Source organism: Pseudomonas sp. 8Z (assembly GCF_902506535.1).
Classification (GTDB): Bacteria; Pseudomonadota; Gammaproteobacteria; order Pseudomonadales; family Pseudomonadaceae; genus Aquipseudomonas.
In genome coordinates, this window is sequence record NZ_LR733825.1 from 143,706 (window position 1) to 161,432 (window position 17,727).

16 protein-coding genes are annotated in these 17,727 nt (G+C 63.2%); 7 read left to right on the forward strand and 9 right to left on the reverse strand.

The genetic code is table 11. From position 1 onward, the window contains the following. Positions 1-34: 34 nt before the first annotated feature. The 3 genes from AERO9A_RS04940 to AERO9A_RS04950 all read right to left on the reverse strand — a co-directional run bounded on the left by AERO9A_RS04940 (position 35) and on the right by AERO9A_RS04950 (position 4,117). A complete protein-coding gene (locus tag AERO9A_RS04940) occupies positions 35-1,417 on the reverse strand; it encodes a DUF3482 domain-containing protein (protein ID WP_159971629.1) in 1,383 nt (460 codons plus the stop codon). A 108-nt stretch (positions 1,418-1,525) separates the two neighbouring features. Further along, positions 1,526-2,917 carry a DUF2868 domain-containing protein gene (locus tag AERO9A_RS04945; protein ID WP_159970817.1) on the reverse strand — a complete coding sequence of 464 codons (1,392 nt, stop codon included), beginning with the start codon at positions 2,915-2,917 and terminating at the stop codon, positions 1,526-1,528. A 60-nt stretch (positions 2,918-2,977) separates the two neighbouring features. Next, a complete protein-coding gene (locus AERO9A_RS04950) occupies positions 2,978-4,117 on the reverse strand; it encodes a glycerophosphodiester phosphodiesterase (RefSeq protein ID WP_159970818.1) in 1,140 nt (379 codons plus the stop codon). 131 nt (positions 4,118-4,248) lie between these two features. Here AERO9A_RS04950 and AERO9A_RS04955 point away from each other — a divergent pair, with 131 nt between their 5' ends. The 5 genes from AERO9A_RS04955 (at position 4,249) to AERO9A_RS04975 (ending at position 9,632) form a co-directional block, all read left to right on the forward strand. Continuing rightward, a complete protein-coding gene (locus AERO9A_RS04955) occupies positions 4,249-4,767 on the forward strand; it encodes a dihydrofolate reductase (RefSeq protein ID WP_256665864.1) in 519 nt (172 codons plus the stop codon). Positions 4,768-4,822: 55 nt separating this feature from the next. Then, positions 4,823-5,470, forward strand: coding sequence for a YitT family protein (locus AERO9A_RS04960; RefSeq protein ID WP_159970820.1), 648 nt, complete (start codon positions 4,823-4,825; stop codon positions 5,468-5,470). Positions 5,471-5,785: 315 nt separating this feature from the next. Continuing rightward, positions 5,786-7,111, forward strand: a complete 1,326-nt coding sequence (locus tag AERO9A_RS04965) for an OmpA family protein (RefSeq protein ID WP_159970821.1) — start codon at positions 5,786-5,788, stop codon at positions 7,109-7,111. Positions 7,112-7,128: 17 nt separating this feature from the next. Next, complete coding sequence (locus AERO9A_RS04970) at positions 7,129-8,796, forward strand: hypothetical protein (RefSeq protein WP_159970822.1); 1,668 nt, start codon at positions 7,129-7,131, stop codon at positions 8,794-8,796. After that, the gene (locus tag AERO9A_RS04975) at positions 8,796-9,632 is read left to right on the forward strand and encodes a hypothetical protein (protein WP_256665865.1); all 837 of its coding nucleotides are present in this window, start codon (positions 8,796-8,798) and stop codon (positions 9,630-9,632) included. The genes AERO9A_RS04970 and AERO9A_RS04975 overlap by 1 nt, the downstream gene beginning before the upstream one ends. 41 nt (positions 9,633-9,673) lie before the next feature. Here the strand turns inward: AERO9A_RS04975 and gloA are convergent, their stop codons facing one another. From gloA to ilvD, 3 genes are all read right to left on the reverse strand, one after another. Further along, positions 9,674-10,201, reverse strand: a complete 528-nt coding sequence (gene gloA / locus AERO9A_RS04980; RefSeq protein ID WP_159970823.1) for a lactoylglutathione lyase — start codon at positions 10,199-10,201, stop codon at positions 9,674-9,676. Positions 10,202-10,517: 316 nt separating this feature from the next. Continuing rightward, a complete protein-coding gene (locus tag AERO9A_RS04985; protein WP_159970824.1) occupies positions 10,518-10,976 on the reverse strand; it encodes a metallophosphoesterase family protein in 459 nt (152 codons plus the stop codon). Positions 10,977-11,085: 109 nt separating this feature from the next. After that, positions 11,086-12,924: a dihydroxy-acid dehydratase gene (ilvD, locus tag AERO9A_RS04990; protein ID WP_159970825.1), complete on the reverse strand. Its 1,839-nt coding sequence runs from the start codon at positions 12,922-12,924 to the stop codon at positions 11,086-11,088. A 293-nt stretch (positions 12,925-13,217) separates the two neighbouring features. On the opposite strand from ilvD, the gene AERO9A_RS04995 reads away from it, so the two are divergent. Next, entirely contained in the window at positions 13,218-14,879 is a 1,662-nt protein-coding gene (locus AERO9A_RS04995; RefSeq protein ID WP_159970826.1) for a DUF4153 domain-containing protein, read from the forward strand. Between the two features lie 156 nt (positions 14,880-15,035). Continuing rightward, positions 15,036-15,287 carry an ATP-binding protein gene (locus AERO9A_RS05000; RefSeq protein ID WP_159970827.1) on the forward strand — a complete coding sequence of 84 codons (252 nt, stop codon included), beginning with the start codon at positions 15,036-15,038 and terminating at the stop codon, positions 15,285-15,287. Between the two features lie 26 nt (positions 15,288-15,313). Here AERO9A_RS05000 and AERO9A_RS05005 read toward each other — a convergent pair whose 3' ends face one another. Genes AERO9A_RS05005 through AERO9A_RS05015 form a run of 3 tightly spaced genes read right to left on the reverse strand, consistent with a single transcriptional unit; the run spans position 15,314 to position 17,686 of the window. After that, entirely contained in the window at positions 15,314-16,378 is a 1,065-nt protein-coding gene (locus AERO9A_RS05005) for a chemotaxis response regulator protein-glutamate methylesterase (RefSeq protein WP_159970828.1), read from the reverse strand. Further along, positions 16,375-16,884, reverse strand: coding sequence for a chemotaxis protein CheD (locus AERO9A_RS05010; protein ID WP_159970829.1), 510 nt, complete (start codon positions 16,882-16,884; stop codon positions 16,375-16,377). The genes AERO9A_RS05005 and AERO9A_RS05010 overlap by 4 nt, the downstream gene beginning before the upstream one ends. Continuing rightward, positions 16,877-17,686: a protein-glutamate O-methyltransferase CheR gene (locus AERO9A_RS05015; RefSeq protein WP_159970830.1), complete on the reverse strand. Its 810-nt coding sequence runs from the start codon at positions 17,684-17,686 to the stop codon at positions 16,877-16,879. Before AERO9A_RS05015 ends, AERO9A_RS05010 begins: the two co-directional genes overlap by 8 nt. Positions 17,687-17,727 lie beyond the last annotated feature (41 nt).

The following is a 17,727-nucleotide window of genomic DNA, read 5'->3' on the forward strand; positions in this document are numbered from 1 at the left end:
TGAAGCCTACCCTACAGGTGTGCCGCCCTGGGCTTTAGCCCACCGACTGCACGGAGAGGTCGTCGCGCAGGCGCTCCACTTGTTCCGCGCGCTCGGCCCCTTCCAGGCGTGCGCCGGGATTCAGTGAGGACCACTGTGGGTAGGCGCGGGCCGCGTTGAGCGGAGCGGGTAGTTTGCCCTGGCGCCACAGGGTTTCCTGCGGGGCGCTGAGGGCGATGGCGTCCATGGCGGCGTGGCCGCGCTTATCCAGGGCGGCTAGCAGTTGTTGTTGGCGTAGGGCCAGCAGGCGCAGAACGGCGTCGTCGACGGTCAGCTCGCGCTGGCCCTGCAGCTTGCCTTTCAGCCGTTGCCCGTAGTTGCGCAGGGTCTGCGCGCTGCCGCCGATCACCGCGCCCAATGCGGCGGCGGCGCCCATGGTCAGGCCGCCGACCAGCAAGTCGACGCCGACACCGGTGGCGGCACCGGCGGCCATGCCACCGCCGACCTTGATGCCGAGCTGTTTCAGGGTTTGCGGGTTGAACAGGTCGTCGCCCCAGCGGCCATCGAGTAGCGGCAGATCAGCCGCCTTGGCATCGCTGCTGCGGAAGGCGTACAGGCGCAACAGGGCTTCGACGCAGCGCTGCTCGCGTTGTCGAATGGCGTCACGGAGCTCGCTCACGGCGGTCTGCTCCAGCAGCGGCTGAGCAGCGACGCTGCGGCGGCAGGCGGCGCAGTCGATCAGCAGTTCGGCAATCAGCCGCTGACCAGTCTGGCGGCGGATCTGGCGTTGCGCTTCGTGATCCTCGATCAGCCTCTGCAACTGCGGGCGTGCGCGCTCCAGCAGCAGGGCCAGGCTTTCGTAAAGGCGGCGCTCGCCATCCTCTGGCGGTGCCACGCTGTCGAACGCCACCAGGGCGTGCAGGCCAAGACGGGCCAGCGCTTCACGCCATTCAGGTTCACGGTGGTTGTTGCTGGCGACGAAGTTGAGCACCGGCAACAACGGACGGCCGCACATATTCAGCACTGCCAGTTCGTCGCGGTACTTGGCCAGCACCGGCTCGCGCACGTCGATCACGTAGAGTCCGGCATCGGATGCCATGAGCTGGCGCAGTACCTTGGCTTCCTGTTCGTAGCGTTGGCGGGCCTCGCTGCCTCCGAGAAAACGCGTCAGGCGCGCCGGGCCGTCCAGGCGCTCGCCGGGGCGGTCGAGGCGTTCCAGGTAGTCGAGCAGGGCGATGGCGTCTTCCAGTCCGGGGGTGTCGTACAGCTCCAGCAGCGCCTGGCCGTCCACCGACAGGCGCGCGCCCTCGACATGGCGGGTGGTGCTGGCGCGTGGCGACACCTCGCCGAAGTCGATATCGCGGGTCAGGGTGCGCAGCAGCGAGGTCTTGCCGACGTTGGTGTGGCCGACCAGGGCGAGTTTCAGTGGCGAGGTCATGGCGCTGGCCTCGGCATTGCAGGAAACCGTAGGGTGGATGACGCTGTTTTCATCCATCCGCGCAATCGGTGGATGGGTAAAGCGTCATCCACCCTACGGCGTGCGTAGTCAGTCATGTCCGCTCTCCAGCCAGCTCAATGGCGCCGTGTCGCGATGCGTCAGCCCTAGGCTCGCGAGTGCCTGGTGCCAGTCGGCCAGGCGGGCGCTGTCCAGGCTTTCTCCGGGGGCGGGGGGCAGCAGCCAGATGCGCGTGGCGGCGGCGCAGCGCGCCAGTTCGCCGAGCAGCGCCAGGGTGCCGCGATCCGGCGAGCGCAGCGGGTCGCAGGCGATGGCCAGGCGCTCAGGGGGGAAGCGGGTGAGTTGTTCGAGCAATTGGCGGCGTTGTTCGCGGCTGTCGATCACCCCGGCATCGGCGACGCCTTTGGGCAGCCGTGTTGGCGGCCAGGTGCGGCGGTCGTCCAGCTCCAGGCCGAGCAGTAGGGCGCCGCTGGCGGGCTGGACGCTGCTACCGCTTTGCGGCTGGTGTAGGGTCGCGGGGGCAACGTCGCAAACGCCCAGGCGCTCGCTGTCCGGTTGCAGACGTTGGCGTAACAGGCCATAGCCGGGCAGGTCGAGATCCAGGCGCAACGCGCGCTTGCCGGCCTGCCAGCGCCACAGGCATAGCAGCGTCAGCAGCAGGCGTGGCAGCAAGCCGTAGATCAGCAGCACGCCAATCAGCCAGCCGGCCCAGCTTTGTCGGGCGGTTTCGCTGGCGATGGCGGCATCGCCGCTGGCGCGAATGATGTCGATGTCTGGCAGGCTGAAACCGAGCAGCGCGGGCAGGGCGCCGATGGCCTGGGTCAGGGCGATGAAGGTATCGCCGCCGAGGATGGTGGTTTCCCAGACGAAGCCGTAGCGGCGGGTGGCGAGTAGCAACAGTAGGGTGCCGAGTGCGGTGAGCATGGCCAGCGTCCATAGGCCGTTGACCAACAGGCCCAGGGCCCAGCGGTTCAGGCGTCGGCGTTGCAGCATCAGCAGCAGGGCCGGGGCCAGTTGTGCCGCACTGGCGTCGCGCGCCAGTTTCTCGCTGAGCCACAGCCACAGGCGCCCGAGTGTGCCGGGGCTGTCGCGGGTCAACAGCAGGCCAATCAGCCAGCCTGTCAGCATCAGCAGGTTGAGCCCGAGCAGGCTGCCCAGCGCCCAGAACACATTGACCGGCTGGCGGCCGTCGCCGAGCGCTGTCATGCCCAGGCCAACGCCGCTGAGTAGCGCTAGGAGTACCAGCAGCAGCGCGGCCAGGCGGGCGCCCTGCAACCAGTGCAGCAGCGCCTGCCATTGGCCGTCACGGCGTGCCAGATGCACGGCGCGCAGTTGGATGCGCTCGGCCAGCTCGCCGCCAGCGGTGCGGGCCAGGCGATTGGCTTCGGCGTCGTCGAGCGGCCCGGCGTGCTCTTCGCGCAGGCGAATGGTTTCGCTGAGCCAGAGGCGTTGCAGGGGCGTAGGGGAGGAGGCGTCAGTCACGCGGCGTCTCGTCGTACGGATCAGGGGCTGAGGATAACCCCTGATCCGTACGGAGGCGAATCAGCGCGTCTCGCGCAGACGTACGGCGATGTCCGGTTGGTCGATGAACAGGCCGTCGATGCCGGTGGCGAGGAAGGCGCGCAGTTCGGCGTCGATATCGCCGCGCTCGCTCTGCACGTCGCCGCTACGCAGGTTGTTGGGTAGAAAGGCGTTCTCGGCGCGGAAGGTGTAGGGATGCACCTTGAGCTTGGCGGCATGGGCGTCGCGCACCAGATGGGTGGGGGTGGTGAGGTTACCGGCGGCGTCACGCGGGATGATCATGCTTTTCTCCGGGCCGATACCGCTGGCGTAGCGGGCGATGGCCTGCAAACCCTTGGGGGTGATCATTTGCGCGTAGCTCAGGTCAGTGCCAAGTGCTTGCTGGTCGTAGGGCTGACCGTCCGTCCAGAGCAGTTGGATCAGGCGGATGGAGGTCAGGCGGCTCAGCGTCTTGAGGTTTTCCACTTCGAAGGACTGGATATACACCGGCGCCTGAGCGCTGTCGTAACCATTGCGCTTGAGCACCGCCAGCAGCGGCGCTTCGATCGCCAGGCCGAGGTGTTGGAAGTGAGTGGGGTGCTTGGTTTCCGGGTACAGGCCGATGACGCGCTGCTGGCTGAGTTGCAGGCTTTTCACCAGGTCGATGATTTCCTGCAGGGTGGGGATTTCGAACTGGCCGTCAAAGCGCTGGTTGGCCGGGCGTACCTGTGGGATGCGCTCGATGGCGCGCAGGGTTTTCAGTTCGGCCAGGGTGAAGTCCTCGCTGAACCAGCCTTCCAGGCTGACGCCGTCGACCGTCTGGGTGCGCTTGCGGTCGGCGAACTCGTGATGCTGCGCCACGTCGGTGGTCAGCCCCAGCTCGTTGTCATGGCGGGCCACCAACTGGCCGTCGCGGGTCATCACCAGATCCGGTTCGATGTAGTCGGCGCCTTGCAGCACGGCCAGGGCGTAGGCGGCCAGTGTGTGTTCGGGCACATAGCCGCTGGCGCCGCGATGGGCAATCACCAGTGGCGCTTTGGCGTCCTTGGTCTGGCTCGGCTTGGCGCTGGGCTGTTGCTGGGCCCAGTCGATGGCGCTTTGTATGGTATCGGCCTGCGCCGACAGAGCGGCGCCCAACAGTCCGGCACAGAGCAGGCTGGTGCGTAGCAGGTTGGATAACATCGTGGCATCTCCTTGCGCTATGGAAGCGCCAAGCCTGCCTCATCGAGGATGACGAATCTGCGACAAATCGATGATCGGTTGCCGGGCGTGTGAGCTGCTCGTCATCGGGGCGCTCTGCTATGCTCGCCGCCATGAACAAGACACTCCCCCTTGCCCTGATCGCCGCCCTCGCGCAGAACCGCGTGATTGGCCGTGATAACCAACTCCCCTGGCACTTGCCAGCGGATCTCAAACACTTCAAGGCCATGACCTTGGGCAAGCCCATCATCATGGGGCGCAAAACCTGGGATTCGCTGGGGCGTGCGCTGCCGGGGCGGCTGAATATCGTTGTCAGCCGCCAGCCGGGCTTGAGCCTGGACGGCGCAGAGGTGTTCGCCAGCCTTGAGGCCGCCATCGAGCGGGCACGTGCCTGGGCCTTTGAGCAAAATGCTGAAGAACTGATGCTGATAGGCGGCGCGCAGCTTTACGAGCTGGGGCTTGAGCGCGCAGATCGGCTATACCTCACCCGTGTTGGCCTCGAACCCGAAGGTGATGCCTTCTTCCCCGAGATCAGCGAAGTGCATTGGCGTTTGGCCTCCAGCGTCGAACATGCGGCCAGCGCAGAGACGCCTTTGTATGTGTTTGAGGTGTGGGAGCGGCGCCGCTCATAAGTCGAGCGATGTGTCGACCACTTCTGCTTTTGTACGCGCCGATACAGATTTCGCCATGACTGAGCAACCTACCGAGGACGTGCCGCGCAGTGCGGTCGCCGCCATCTTCGTCCGTCACCCGTTGTGGGAAGACGCGCTCGCCCTGTTGTTCGGCACGGCGCTGGTGGCGCTGGGCATCGCTTTTTATGCCCATGCCGGGCTGATCACCGGTGGCACCGTGGGCATCGCCTTTCTTGCCAATTACCTGGGCGGCTGGCCGTTCGGATTGCTGTTCTGTCTGATCAACCTGCCGTTCTACCTGCTGGGTATCTGGCGCCTGGGCTGGGGCTTCACCCTGCGCACCGGTTGCGCGGTGCTGTTGGTTTCGCTGCTGGCCGAGGCGACGCCACACTGGGTCACCTTCGCTCACTTGAGTAGCCTCTACGCCACCTTGTTCGGTGGCGCGGCGATGGGGCTGGGCTTGCTTATGCTGTTCCGCCATCGTGCCAGCCTGGGCGGGGTGAACATCCTGGCGTTGTTTGTGCAGGAGCGCTTTGGCCTGCGTGCGGGTTGGGTGCAAATGGGGATCGACGGCTGCATTGTATTGGCCGCGGTATTCATCGTGGCGCCGGACAAGGTGCTGCTGTCGGTGCTCGGTGCCTTGGTGTTGAATTTGGTGCTGGCGATCAATCACCGCACGGATCGTTATGTGGGGGTGAGTTGAGGTGTAGCGCTCGAAGGCTTGAGCGGCAGGCGATACAGAATTTATTGTGACATTGTATTGCCATTATTGGTGTGTTCAAATTCCCTGCCAACCGGGTAAATGATTACCCGCCTCGATGCTTCAAGGATGAACGCCTAGCCTGTGGATTCCCTGAAGTTTCGTCATGCTCAGGGAGTTTGTTTCTTGTCCTCGCTTTTGCTTCCGTCCGCACGCGTTCTGCGTGTCACCTCTCTTGCTCTGACCATCAGCATGCTCGTCTCGGGTTGTGCATCCGTGGAGAAGTTCTCCAGCGAGCACTCAAAGAGCATTAACTGTATGGCGGGTGGCCTTGCTGGCTTTGTCGTCGGCGCTGCCGCGGGTGCTGCAACCAAGGGCAACACCGAAGCCATTATCGGCGGCGCTGTGATTGGCGCGGCGGCTGGCTGTGGTTTGGCGCTGTTGTACAAGAACAAGCTGGATCGCCTCGAAAAACTGGCTCGCGAAGAAAACCTGCAGATGCAACTGGAGACCCTTCGGGTCGAAGGGGCGACGCCAAGTGCCGCGCCGCAGGAGGCCGGTATCGTCGCCCAGGTCGAAGATCAGGGCATGTTCCCGGTGGGCAGTGCGAAGCTGTCGGTCGATGGCGAACGCCAGGTGCGCAAGTTGGCCAGTGCCTTTGCCGGTGCGCCGGGCGAGCGCAGCACGACGGCCATTTTGGTGGTTGGGCACACCGATTCCACTGGCCCAGCGGCGTTCAATCAGGAACTCTCCGAGCAGCGTGCGCGTGCTGTGGCGAGCATTCTCGCTGAGCAGGGTATTGCTGCCGAGCGTATGTACTTCCAGGGTGCGGGTGCTTCGCGCCCGGTTGCCGACAACGCCGACCCATTGCTACGTGGCAAGAACCGCCGGGTCGAGATCGTCGAACTCAATGACACCCAGTTGCTGGCCCAGCGTGTTCGCGCTGAGCGCAACAATCCCAAGTACCTGGAGCACGGCACCGCGACAGCCAAGGTCGCCACGCGCAGTGCGCCAGCGCAGGCACCAAACGTGCCCGTGAAGAAGAGCAGTCCAGCCAATGTTTCTACTGCACTGGTCGACTTCGGCGGTCAGCCTGCCAGTCAGACAAGCTGGAATTTGGCCAAGAGCATGACGCCGAAGAAAGCAGGTTTCAGCCTGATTTCCTCGGCGTACGCCGCGAACATGCCGATGAGCAGTTGCCTGCAGGACAGCCCGCGCCTGAGTGGTGAGGTCAAGAGCCTGGCGACCGGCAAACCGCTGGAGGAGCACGCGACGCGCGATTACCTCCCCGGCATGAATGGCCGCGCCTGGGCCGGGTTGGTCAATGGCCATCTGGTTACGCTTTCGCCGGTCGCGGTTTTGCGTGATGACGCCACGTTGGTACGTGAGCCCAAGGTTTACGTGACCGAGGATTACGAGCGCAACCATGGCAAGGCGAATCACACACTGGCCGCGTCGGCCAACGTCTACGAGGGCGAGGACGCCATTCTCTATCGCGTGTTCATCGAGCCCGGCAAGCAAACGCCCATGTCCTGCGTTGACGTGGTCTTGCGCAAGGCCGGTGACAAGAGCGTCGACGGCAAACTGTATTACGACAATGGCGGCGAAGATTTCGCCGCGACTTACACGCCTGTGCGTGGTTGAACCGGGGAATAAGCTAGATGGAACTCTTCGAAACACTATCGACAGCCTTGTCGGCCTATCGCTACATCGTCTGGCCGCTGCTGGGGCTGATGGCCCTGGTCATCGTGATCATGAACTGGTGGAACGAGGTCAAGTATTTCCTGCTCAACGTCGCCTGCTCCTTTCCGTTGTTCGGCTTCGTGGCCCGTGCTGCGCGCCGCGCCCAGGTCGAGGATCGTGAAGAAGGCAGTGCCACCACCTGGTACAAGACCGAGCGTGAGCTGTGCACCAAGTACTTCCGCTTCTACGAGCGGGTGAACAAGGATGCGGCCTTCTATGACAAGTGCGCCAACTACCTGAACAAGGTCGAAGAGCGCGGCCGCAAGCCCACCGGCATGGTGCTGTGGGTCGCCAGTATCTTTCTGGTGATTCTGGAAGCTTTCATCTTCGCTCTGGTGCTGTCGCCGTTTATCGCGACGAACATTTCCGCCAACCAGGCTGAGTTCTCGGCAATCGTCATTTCTCTGCTGATCGGCACCATTCTGGTTCCGGCGACCCATCTGATGGGCGCAGAAATCCACAAGAATGGGCTGATCAGCAAGGCGCGTCTCTGGCACATGCAGGCCAAGCGCGACAACGACGCGCAAAAGCTGCAATCCGACAGCCGTATCGATCTCGATGCCACCTACCTCGACGATGGCCAGCCCAAATACCTGCACATCGTCAACCGTGTGCAGCACAACGCCATGGTTACGCCGACCTGGTGGAAGACCATCATCGCCATCTGCCTGATCAGCATTTTTGCCGTGGGTGCCTACCTGATCCGCTCCTCGACGATCAACGAGATGGAGACGCAGCAGGTCAATGCTTCGCCATTCAGCCAGGACAGTGCCTCGCCGTTTAGCGCCGCCGGCAACTCGCCGTTCGAACTGCCCGAAGAGGCTGCCGCCGATGGCCAACAGGCTGATGATCGTGCGGCCAGCGAAGTGGCGGGCGACCGCATCTTCGCTTACAAGCTGACCTTCATCATCCTCTCGGTGATTTTTGTCGGTGTGCAGATCATCGGTGTGCTGATTGGCGTATTCCGCTCCTTTGCGGGGACGCAATCGAAGGAGGCGTCAGGCTATATCACCGGTTTCAGCAGCGCTGGCGAGTTTGCCGCGCATCATGAACTCAAGCGCGAGCAGGTTGCCCGTGATGCCGAGGCGCAGCTAAGCAGCCTGCAGGAGCGCATCGAGCATCGCCATGCGCTGGGCGCCAGCACCGACCGTGGCAGCCGTCGCAGCTTTGCCCTGTACGTGCGCGAAGCCGAGCAGGCGCGCGCGCGCAGCCAGGCGGAGAATGAGAGCAAGCGCCTGCAGGAAAGCCAGCGTGCCGAACAGGCCGAGCTGGACAAGTTGCGCCGCGAAGTGGCGCTCAAGCGTGAGCGTGAAGCGATTCTGGCTGGCGCTGAGCCGCCTGCCGTTGCGGCCCCTGCTGCGGCTGTCGCCCCGGCTGCGGCCCCGGTTGCCGAGGTCGCTGAGGTTGCCGCTGAGCCAGTGGATGCCGAGCAGCAAGCCAATCTGATCGCCAGCCTGGGCGATCTGACCCAGTATTCCGAAAGCGAGCTGAACAGCATCGCCGCTGAGCTGGGTGTGGACCCTCTGGTGTTGCTGAGCAAACAGAAGGTTCAGGTGGCGATCAAGCGCGCCAAGGCAGGCGTTTGATGCGTCGCCTCCTGCGGGCTGTGCCGCTGCTGGGGATGTTGGTATTGCCGCTGGTTCATGGGCAAGAGCGTAACGACATTCCGGCCTGCTACCCGTATGCGCAGTTGACCCAGCACCAGCCTGCGCCGTCTGGGCGTGAGCTGGTGGTCATCATCGACGAAACCGTGCCCATGCCGCAGGCCTTGCAGCGTGCTGCCTGGGACAGCGCCATGCGTTATGTGCGCCCCGGCGACAGTGTGCGGCTCTACCAGTTTTCCGCGTTCTTGCAGGATCACTACATGAAGCTGCTGTTTGCCGGGCAACTGGACAGCCCGTTGCAAGGCAAGGTGCGTAACAGCCTGGGCAGTCAGAGCCTTAAACAGCTCGACAAGTGCCTGCAGCAGCAGGCCGCGTTCTTCCAGAAGACCTTCGGTCAGCACTTTGTCGCCGCATTCGGCAAGCCGGGTGTGGACATTGCGCGCAGTGAGATTTTTGGCAGCCTGCGCAGCATCACCGGGGATTTTGCCGAGCGCCCGCAGCGCGAGCGGGTGGTGCTGCTGGTGTCCGACATGCTGGAAAACAGCGACTTCAGCAGTTTCTACAAAAACAACCGGATTCGTGACATCGATCCGGGGGCCGAGCTGAACAAGGTGCAGCAAAAAAATCTGCTGGCCGACTTTGCCGGGGCCCGTGTCTATGTGCATGGCGCCGGTTTGGTGGCTGGCGATGCCAAGGGTGCCTATCGATCCGCCGGCACCTTGCAGCGGCTTGAGCAGTTCTGGGGCGATTACCTGCAGGCGTCCAATGGTTCGCTGGCGGCGTTCGGCGCGCCGCAACTGACTATCGACCTGCGCTGAGGTGAAGATGCGCCCTGCAACAGGGCGCATTCGCAGCGCGATCAGTTCACGGCAGTGAACTGGATGATCTCTACCCAGTAACCGTCCGGGTCCTTGATGAAGGCGATGTCACGCATGCGGCCGTCGCTCAGGCGCTTCTGGAAGTCCACGCCGAGGTCTTCGAAACGCTGGCAGGCGGCCTTGATGTCCGGCACCGCCACGCACAGGTGGCCGAAGCCGCGCGGGTCGCTGTTGCCGCTGTGGTAGGCAAACTCCGGGTCCTTCTCGGTGCCGTAGTTGTAGGTCAGCTCCAGCACGCCGGGGATGGACTTGCGCCACTGGTGACGGGCTGCCGGGTCGGTGGGGATCTGCGATTTGTCATTGATCAGCGCGAGGAAGTACAGGCTGAACTCGGCGTCGGGGAAGTCCTTCTTCTCCAGCAGGGTGAAGCCCAGCACGCGGGTGTAGAAATCCAGGGATTTGGTCAGATCCTTCACGCGGATCATGGTGTGGTTGTAGACGAAGTCGGCAGTGGCGACGTCGGGCTTGGCGGTCACGCCGGGCAGGGTGTTGAGTTCATCGAGGGTCATGGGGGTCTCCATCAGGCGTGAATGGGGTCGGCGCTGAAAGGCCGTATCTGCCTAGATGGCTTCGCCCATGGCGTTTTTCAAGGCCGAGTGTCATCGCAGGGTGGATGGGGCTCTCTCATCTGCCCTGCTGGCGTGGTGCTTTGATTGGTGGGCTGCAGCCCACCCTACAGCCCTGCACGATTGAACGGGTGGGCCGGGCGGCGATCCGCTTCAGCCCACCATTTCAATTCCAGCGCGTAGGGTGGACAACGCTGTTTTTGTCCACCACTTGGGGCTCGGCGGTGGACGGGTGAAGCGTCGTCCACCCTACCGGTTTTCAGACCTGCAGCGTGATCAGCTCGGCCCGTGCCCGGCCATCCTCGATATGCAGGAGGCCCACGCCGATGGGCAGCTTGAAGCGCCGTGGCCCGGCGCTGCCGGGGTTGAGGTAGAGCGCGCCGTTGCTCTCTTCGTACAGCGGCTTGTGCGAGTGCCCGGCGATCACCACGTCGATGCCTTGCTCAGCCGGGTCGATATCCAGTTGCTTGAGATCATGCAGCACATGCAACGTGACGCCGCCAAACGTCAGCGTCAGGCGCTCGGGGATGGCGTCGGCCCAGGCGTCCTGGTCGTTGTTGCCACGCACCACCGACAACGGCGCGATACGCTCCAGCTCGGCCAGGATATGTGGCCCGCCGATATCACCAGCATGGATCAGATGATCGACGCCCTGTAACGCCGCCAGCGCCTCGGGGCGCAGCAGGTTGTGGGTGTCGGCGATCAGGCCGATACGCATGAGTGCCTCCCGTGATGAGTCAGGTGCCAGCTTGCTGCCGGTAAAGCCTACGGGCAAGAAAAAGCCCGGCAAGCATGGCCGGGCTTTTCGTTACTGCGGCACTGAGCAATCAGCCTTCGAGCATGCTCTTATCGCGTACCGCGCCTTTGTCGGCGCTGGTAGCCAGCAGGGCGTAGGCTTTTAGCGCGGTGGACACCTTGCGTGCGCGCGGGGCGACTGGCTTCCAGCCTTTCTTGTCCTGCTCGACGCGGCGGGCGGCCAGTTCGTCATCGGACACCAGCAGGTTGATGCTGCGGTTGGGAATGTCGATCAGCACTTTGTCGCCGTCCTGCACCAGGCCGATGGCGCCGCCAGCGGCAGCTTCCGGCGAGGCGTGGCCGATGGACAGGCCGCTGGTGCCGCCGGAGAAGCGGCCGTCGGTGAGCAGGGCGCACTGTTTGCCCAGGCCCTTGGATTTCAGGTAGCTGGTGGGGTAGAGCATTTCCTGCATGCCGGGGCCGCCTTTCGGGCCTTCGTAGCGGATGATGACGATGTCGCCCGGCTTCACTTCGTCGGCGAGGATGCCTTTGACGGCGCTGTCCTGGCTTTCGAAGATCTTCGCGTTGCCTTCGAAGACGTGGATCGACTCGTCGACGCCGGCAGTTTTCACCACGCAGCCATCCAGGGCGATGTTGCCGTACAGCACGGCCAGGCCGCCTTCCTTGGAGTAGGCGTGCTCGACCGAGCGGATGCAGCCGTTTTCACGGTCGTCGTCCAGGCTGTCCCAGCGGGTGCTCTGGCTGAACGCGGTCTGCGTCGGGATGCCGGCCGGGCCTGCCTTGAAGAAGTGGTGAACCGCTTCGTCCTGGGTCTGGGTGATGTCCCACTGGGCGATGGCGTCCGCCATGCTCGGGCTGTGCACGGTCGGCACGTCGGTGTGCAGCAGGCCACCACGGGCCAGCTCGCCGAGGATGGAGAAGATGCCGCCGGCGCGGTGCACGTCTTCCATGTGGTACTTCTGGATGTTCGGCGCCACTTTGCACAGTTGCGGCACCTGGCGCGACAGGCGATCGATGTCGCGCAGGTCGAACGGGATCTCGGCTTCCTGGGCGGCAGCCAGCAGGTGCAGGATGGTGTTGGTCGAACCGCCCATGGCGATGTCGAGGGTCATGGCGTTCTCGAAGGCCTTGAAGTTGGCGACGTTGCGCGGCAGTACCGAGTCATCGCCTTCGCCGTAGTAGCGCTGGCACAGCTCGACGGCCAGACGCCCGGCGCGCAGGAACAGTTGCTCGCGGTCGCTGTGGGTGGCCAGGGTCGAGCCGTTGCCCGGCAGCGACAGGCCCAGGGCCTCGGTCAGGCAGTTCATCGAGTTGGCGGTGAACATGCCGGAGCACGAACCGCAGGTCGGGCAGGCGCTGCGCTCGTATTCGGCGACCTTCTCATCGGAGCAGGAGTCGTCAGCGGCGACCACCATGGCGTCGACCAGATCCAGACCGTGGCTGGCCAGCTTGGTCTTGCCGGCTTCCATCGGCCCGCCGGAAACGAACACCACCGGGATGTTCAGGCGCAGGGCGGCCATCAGCATGCCGGGGGTGATCTTGTCGCAGTTGCTGATGCAGACGATGGCGTCGGCGCAGTGGGCGTTGACCATGTATTCCACGGAGTCGGCGATGATTTCGCGGCTCGGCAGGGAATAGAGCATGCCGTCGTGGCCCATGGCGATGCCGTCATCGACCGCGATGGTGTTGAATTCCTTGGCAACGCCGCCAGCTTTCTCGATCTCGCGGGCGACCAGTTGGCCGAGATCCTTCAGGTGCACGTGGCCGGGCACGAACTGGGTGAAGGAGTTGGCGATGGCGATGATCGGTTTCTTGAAGTCTTCGTCCTTCATCCCGGTGGCGCGCCACAGGGCGCGGGCGCCGGCCATGTTGCGGCCGTGGGTGGAGGTCTTCGAGCGGTAGTCAGGCATGACGGTTTCCTGCGGCTGAATCAGGTCTCTGGATATGTGCGTTACGTGGGAGCATTGGCCGAGATGTAACGGCAGGTGGCCGTCGAGTCGGCGGTGCCGCGCAGGCAACGGGTCACGTGCGTGCGGCCTGAGCCCACAAGCCCGCCGAAGGATGGTTGGCGAGAAATGCGCCGATTCTACGCCGCTCTACGCTACGGGGGAAAGGCGCAGAGTCGCTGGGCGACGGCCTGCGCCTTTCCATCGCGAGCGGCTGTGGGTATAAGTCACCCCTCCCTATCAGGATGATGCTCAATATGCCAAGGTCGGTACTGCCCTATCTGCTGCTTGCCCTGATTCAGGGGCTGGCCTGTTTGCAACTGTGGAACCTGCCAGAGGCGCATTGGGTGCGCGTGGCGTTGTATGCGCTGGTGACGGCGACGCTCGTTGGCGGTCTGTTGTGTCAGTTGCTGTGGGGGCGTTTGCGACAGGCGCGCACCTGGCTGCCGGTGTTGCTCTGTACGCTGCTATTCGCTGCGCTGGTTGGCTGGTTTGCCTGGCAGTTCAGCGGCCCTTTGCGCATAGAGACGCCCTATGGCCTGGGCTTTTCTACTTATCTATCGCTGGCGCTGCTGCTGTATATCCTCTGTCCCTTCGTTCAGGCTTGGCCGAGTCGGCGGGGCTGGGGTTTCGATTACCAGGCGTTGTTCGCGCATGCTTGGAACAACGCGTTTGTGCTGTTACTTGGCGGCCTGCTGGTTGGCGCGTTCTGGTTGCTGATTTGGCTCAGTACGGCGCTACTCGGAATGTTGGGTGTCGGTTTTCTAAAGTGGCTGTTGTTCTCGCAGCCATTCGTTTGTCTGAGCACGCCCATGGTGTTTGCGCTTGGCCTGCGTCTGGGGCTGGAGCGTGTGCAGGTGATCGAGGCGTTGCGCACGCTGCTGCTGGGCGCCTGCCATTTGTTGCTGCCGCTGAGCACGCTGATCGTGTTGCTGTTTCTCGGCGGCGTCCTGTTCAGCGGCCTTGAGCCGTTATGGCAGACCCGCAGTGCTACGCCAATTCTGCTGAGTTTGCTGTTGATCCATTTGCTGCTGATCAATGGCGTTGTGCAGGACGGTACGCGTGAGGCGCCTTACGCCCGGTCGTTGCGTGCGCTGATCGGATTGAGTCTGTTGCTCGCGCCTGTGCTCGCGCTTTTGGCTGGGTACGCGCTGTGGCTGCGCATTGGGCAATACGGCCTTACGCCCTCGCGGGTGTTTGCCGTGGTCGCCGCTGCCGTTTGTGCGCTGCACGCGCTGGCTCTGGCGTTTGCCGCATTGCGCCAGTCGCCCTGGCTGGCAAGCCTGTCCATAAGCAATCCGCCCATTGCATGGGCGACGGCTGTTTTGCTGATTTTGTTGCAAACACCCGTGCTCAACCCGCTGGAGCTGACGGCGGCGAACCAGTATCAGCGCCTGCTGGCTGGCAACGCCGATAGGTCGGCACTGCACGCCCTGCAGTTTCGTTATGGTGAGGTGGGCAAGCGTTATTACGAGCGTCTGCGGCAAACCGCAGACTTACCGCAACCGCTGGCAGAGTGGATCGCTGACAAAGAAACCGAGTTACTGCCCGCTACTGCCCAGTGGTTAGGCGCTGAGCTGCCGAATACCGACGAGCTACTGCAGTTCTATGTGACCAGGAGTGTTTGCCGCCAACCGGGTTGCTACTTGATGGCGCTGGATATGCGTTTGGATACCAGCAGCGATACGGAGCAGCGGCAGGTTCTCTGGCTCGATGCCACGGGCCCGCAGGCCAGGCTCGCCTTTATCGTCAGAGATGCCGAGGGGGAGTGGCGTGTGCAGACCGTGCATCACCTGCGCGAGGATTCCGCGCAAGTGTTGGAGCGTCTGCGTCAGGGCAATTATCAGCTAGAGGCACCGCGTTACAGGCGTTTGGTGCTGGGTGATAAATCGTTGCAGCCGACAGAGAGCCCGCGTTGAGGCGTCAGAAGCGATAAGCGATCTGGCCCCAGATGCGTGGGCGTTGTTCGCTATCGTCCTGCGCGGGGTGATGGCTCATCTTCCAGCCAGCCAGGGCGTTGATGCTCCAGGCGCGGCCTGTCCATTTGGCGCCAAAACCTTTGCTGGAGAGGCGGCGTGGTGCGCTGTCGTAGACCAGGCGCGCGCCTGGTCGTGGTTCATTTCACTCTGTGGGTCAGCGACAACGGGCGGGGCTTCGACGTGGACGAAGTGCTGGCTGCGAGCGCAGGCATCGGCATGAGCAGCATGCGCGCACGCATCGAGCGTATGGGTGGGCAGTTGAGGATTGAATCGCGGCCTGGCCACACGCTGTTGACGGCCACCATCGCGGGGCGCCCGCCAGCGTATAGCTCGGCGGGCACTGTTTAACGGTCTGGCTATGCGCCGCGAGCGTTTCAGCCGCCGCTGCGCAGGATATAACTGGCGATCTGCTCCAGCGGTATTTCCCGACTGACCGCGCCGACTTTCATCGCTTCCTTGGGCATGCCGTAGACCACGCAACTGGCTTCGTCCTGGCCGAGGGTGAAGGCGCCGGCCTCGTGCATTTCGCGCAGGCCGCGGGCGCCGTCGTCGCCCATGCCGGTCATGATGATGCCGGTGGCGTTGGCCCCCGCCGCGCGGGCGGTGGAGCGAAACAGCACATCGACCGAGGGTTTGTGGCGGCTCACAGGGGGGCCGTCGACCACTTCGACCATGTACTGCGCGCCGCTGCGTTTGAGCAGCATATGGCGTCCACCGGGCGCGATCAGAGCGCGACCAGGGATGACCCGGTCGCCGTGCTTGGCTTCGCGGACTTCGATTTGGCACAGGCCATTGAGGCGCTCGGCGAAGGCGGCAGTGAAGCGTTCAGGCATGTGCTGAACGATGACGATGCCAGGGCACACGCGCGGCAATGCGGTGAGAATGTACTCCAGCGCCTGGGTGCCGCCGGTGGAGGTACCGATGGCAATGATGCGTTCGGTGGTGCGGGTCATGGCGCTGGCGTTGCTGGCCGGCAGGATGACATCGGCATTGAGTTTGGGCGCTGGCGTGTTGGCTGCCGGTGCCAGGCGTTTGAGGCGGGCTTGGGAGGCGGCTCGAATGGCATTGACCAATTCTTCGGTGGCCTCCAGTAGGAACTGACGCAGGCCGCCCTGGGGTTTGGTGACGATAGCCACGGCGCCTGCGGCCATGGCTTCCATGGTGGTGGCGGCGCCTTTTTCAGTAAGGGTCGAGCAGATCACCACGGGCGTTGGGCGCTCGGCCATCAGTTTTTTCAGGAAGGAGATGCCGTCCATGCGCGGCATCTCCACGTCGAGGACGATCACGTCCGGCCATTCGCGTTGCATCTTGTCCATGGCGAACAGGGGGTCGGCAGCCGTACCGATCACCTCGATGCCCGGATGCTCGGACAGGCTGCCACTCAACACCTGGCGAACGACAGCGGAGTCGTCGACGATCATCACCTTGATGCTTTTCATGATGGTTGCGCCTCATAGCGGCGTGTAGCGATTTGTTGTTGGGAGGGGCAGCGTAGCGATACATGCCCGCTCCATACGTCAAAAATCAGATTGCGATAGCCGTCGCCGCCTGCATGCCTGGCGTGGCAGTGCAAGCCGTGCGCTTCAAGCAGCGTCAGGCCAGCGTGGACGTTTTGCTGGCCGACATGCTGTTGTGCTCGGTTACCGAACATGTTGCCACCGCCGAACAGGCTGATGCGGTAGTCCTTGGCTTGTGTGCCGCTGTTGCGAATTTCCTTGATCAATAGGTGCAAGGCTTCATCTGCGTAACGACCATCGAACTTTCCATCGCAGTGCTTGCGGGTCGGCAGCATGTAGTGGCACATGCCACCGAGCAACTCGTGTTTGTGCCACAGCACCAGAGACACGCACGAGCCCAGCAATGTGCGAATACGCGTGTAACGGTCACCGAAGTACAGATCCCCCGGTTGCAGAAAAACCTCGATGACACCATTGGGTTTATGCATGGGGTTTCCGGTAGATCGAGGGACGTATGGCTTGCAGCTCGTCGCTGATACCGTTGAGGCTTTCCGAGTGGCTGACGAAGAAGTAACCGCCGCGGCGCAGGTGTGCACATAGGCGCTGCACGACTTGGCGTTTGGTGGGTTGGTCGAAATAGATCATCACGTTGCGCAGGAATATCACGTCGAACATCCCGACATCCGGCAGCGTACCGTTGAGGTTGATCTGGCGGAAGTTGATTCGCTTTTTGAGGTTTTGCTCCAGAGTGAACATACCGGTGTTCTGCCCGGTTCCTTGCAGGCAGTGACGGTGCAGCAGTTCCTGCGGGATGTTGGCGGCGTCCTCCAGGGGATAGATCCCGGCGCGGGCCTTGTCGAGGATGCGTGTACTGATATCCGAGGCAAGGATCTCCCATTGTCGGGTGCCCAGGCTTTCTGCCAGGAGCAAGGCCAGGGTATAGGGCTCTTCGCCGCTGGAGCAGGCCGCGCTCCAGATGCGCAGAGGCTGCGTGCCGCCGCGCAAGTCATCACGCAGGCGTTCGCGCAGAAAGTCGAAGTGCTTGGGCTCGCGGAAGAAGTAGGTTTCGTTCGTGGTCAGCAGGTCGACGGCTATCTGTAACTCGGCCTTATCCTTGAGTAACAACTGGAAATAGTCGGAAAAACTGTCCATTTCATAGTGGCGCACGCGTTTGCTCAGCCGACCGGCGATCAGTTGACGCTTGGCTTCGCCCATGGCGATACCAGCAATCTCGTAGATCATGTCGCGAAACTGCTGAAACTCGCGATTGTTCAGACTGGTGGCGCTCATGCTTGACTCCAGATCTCAGACGGGGGCGCGGCAGACCCACT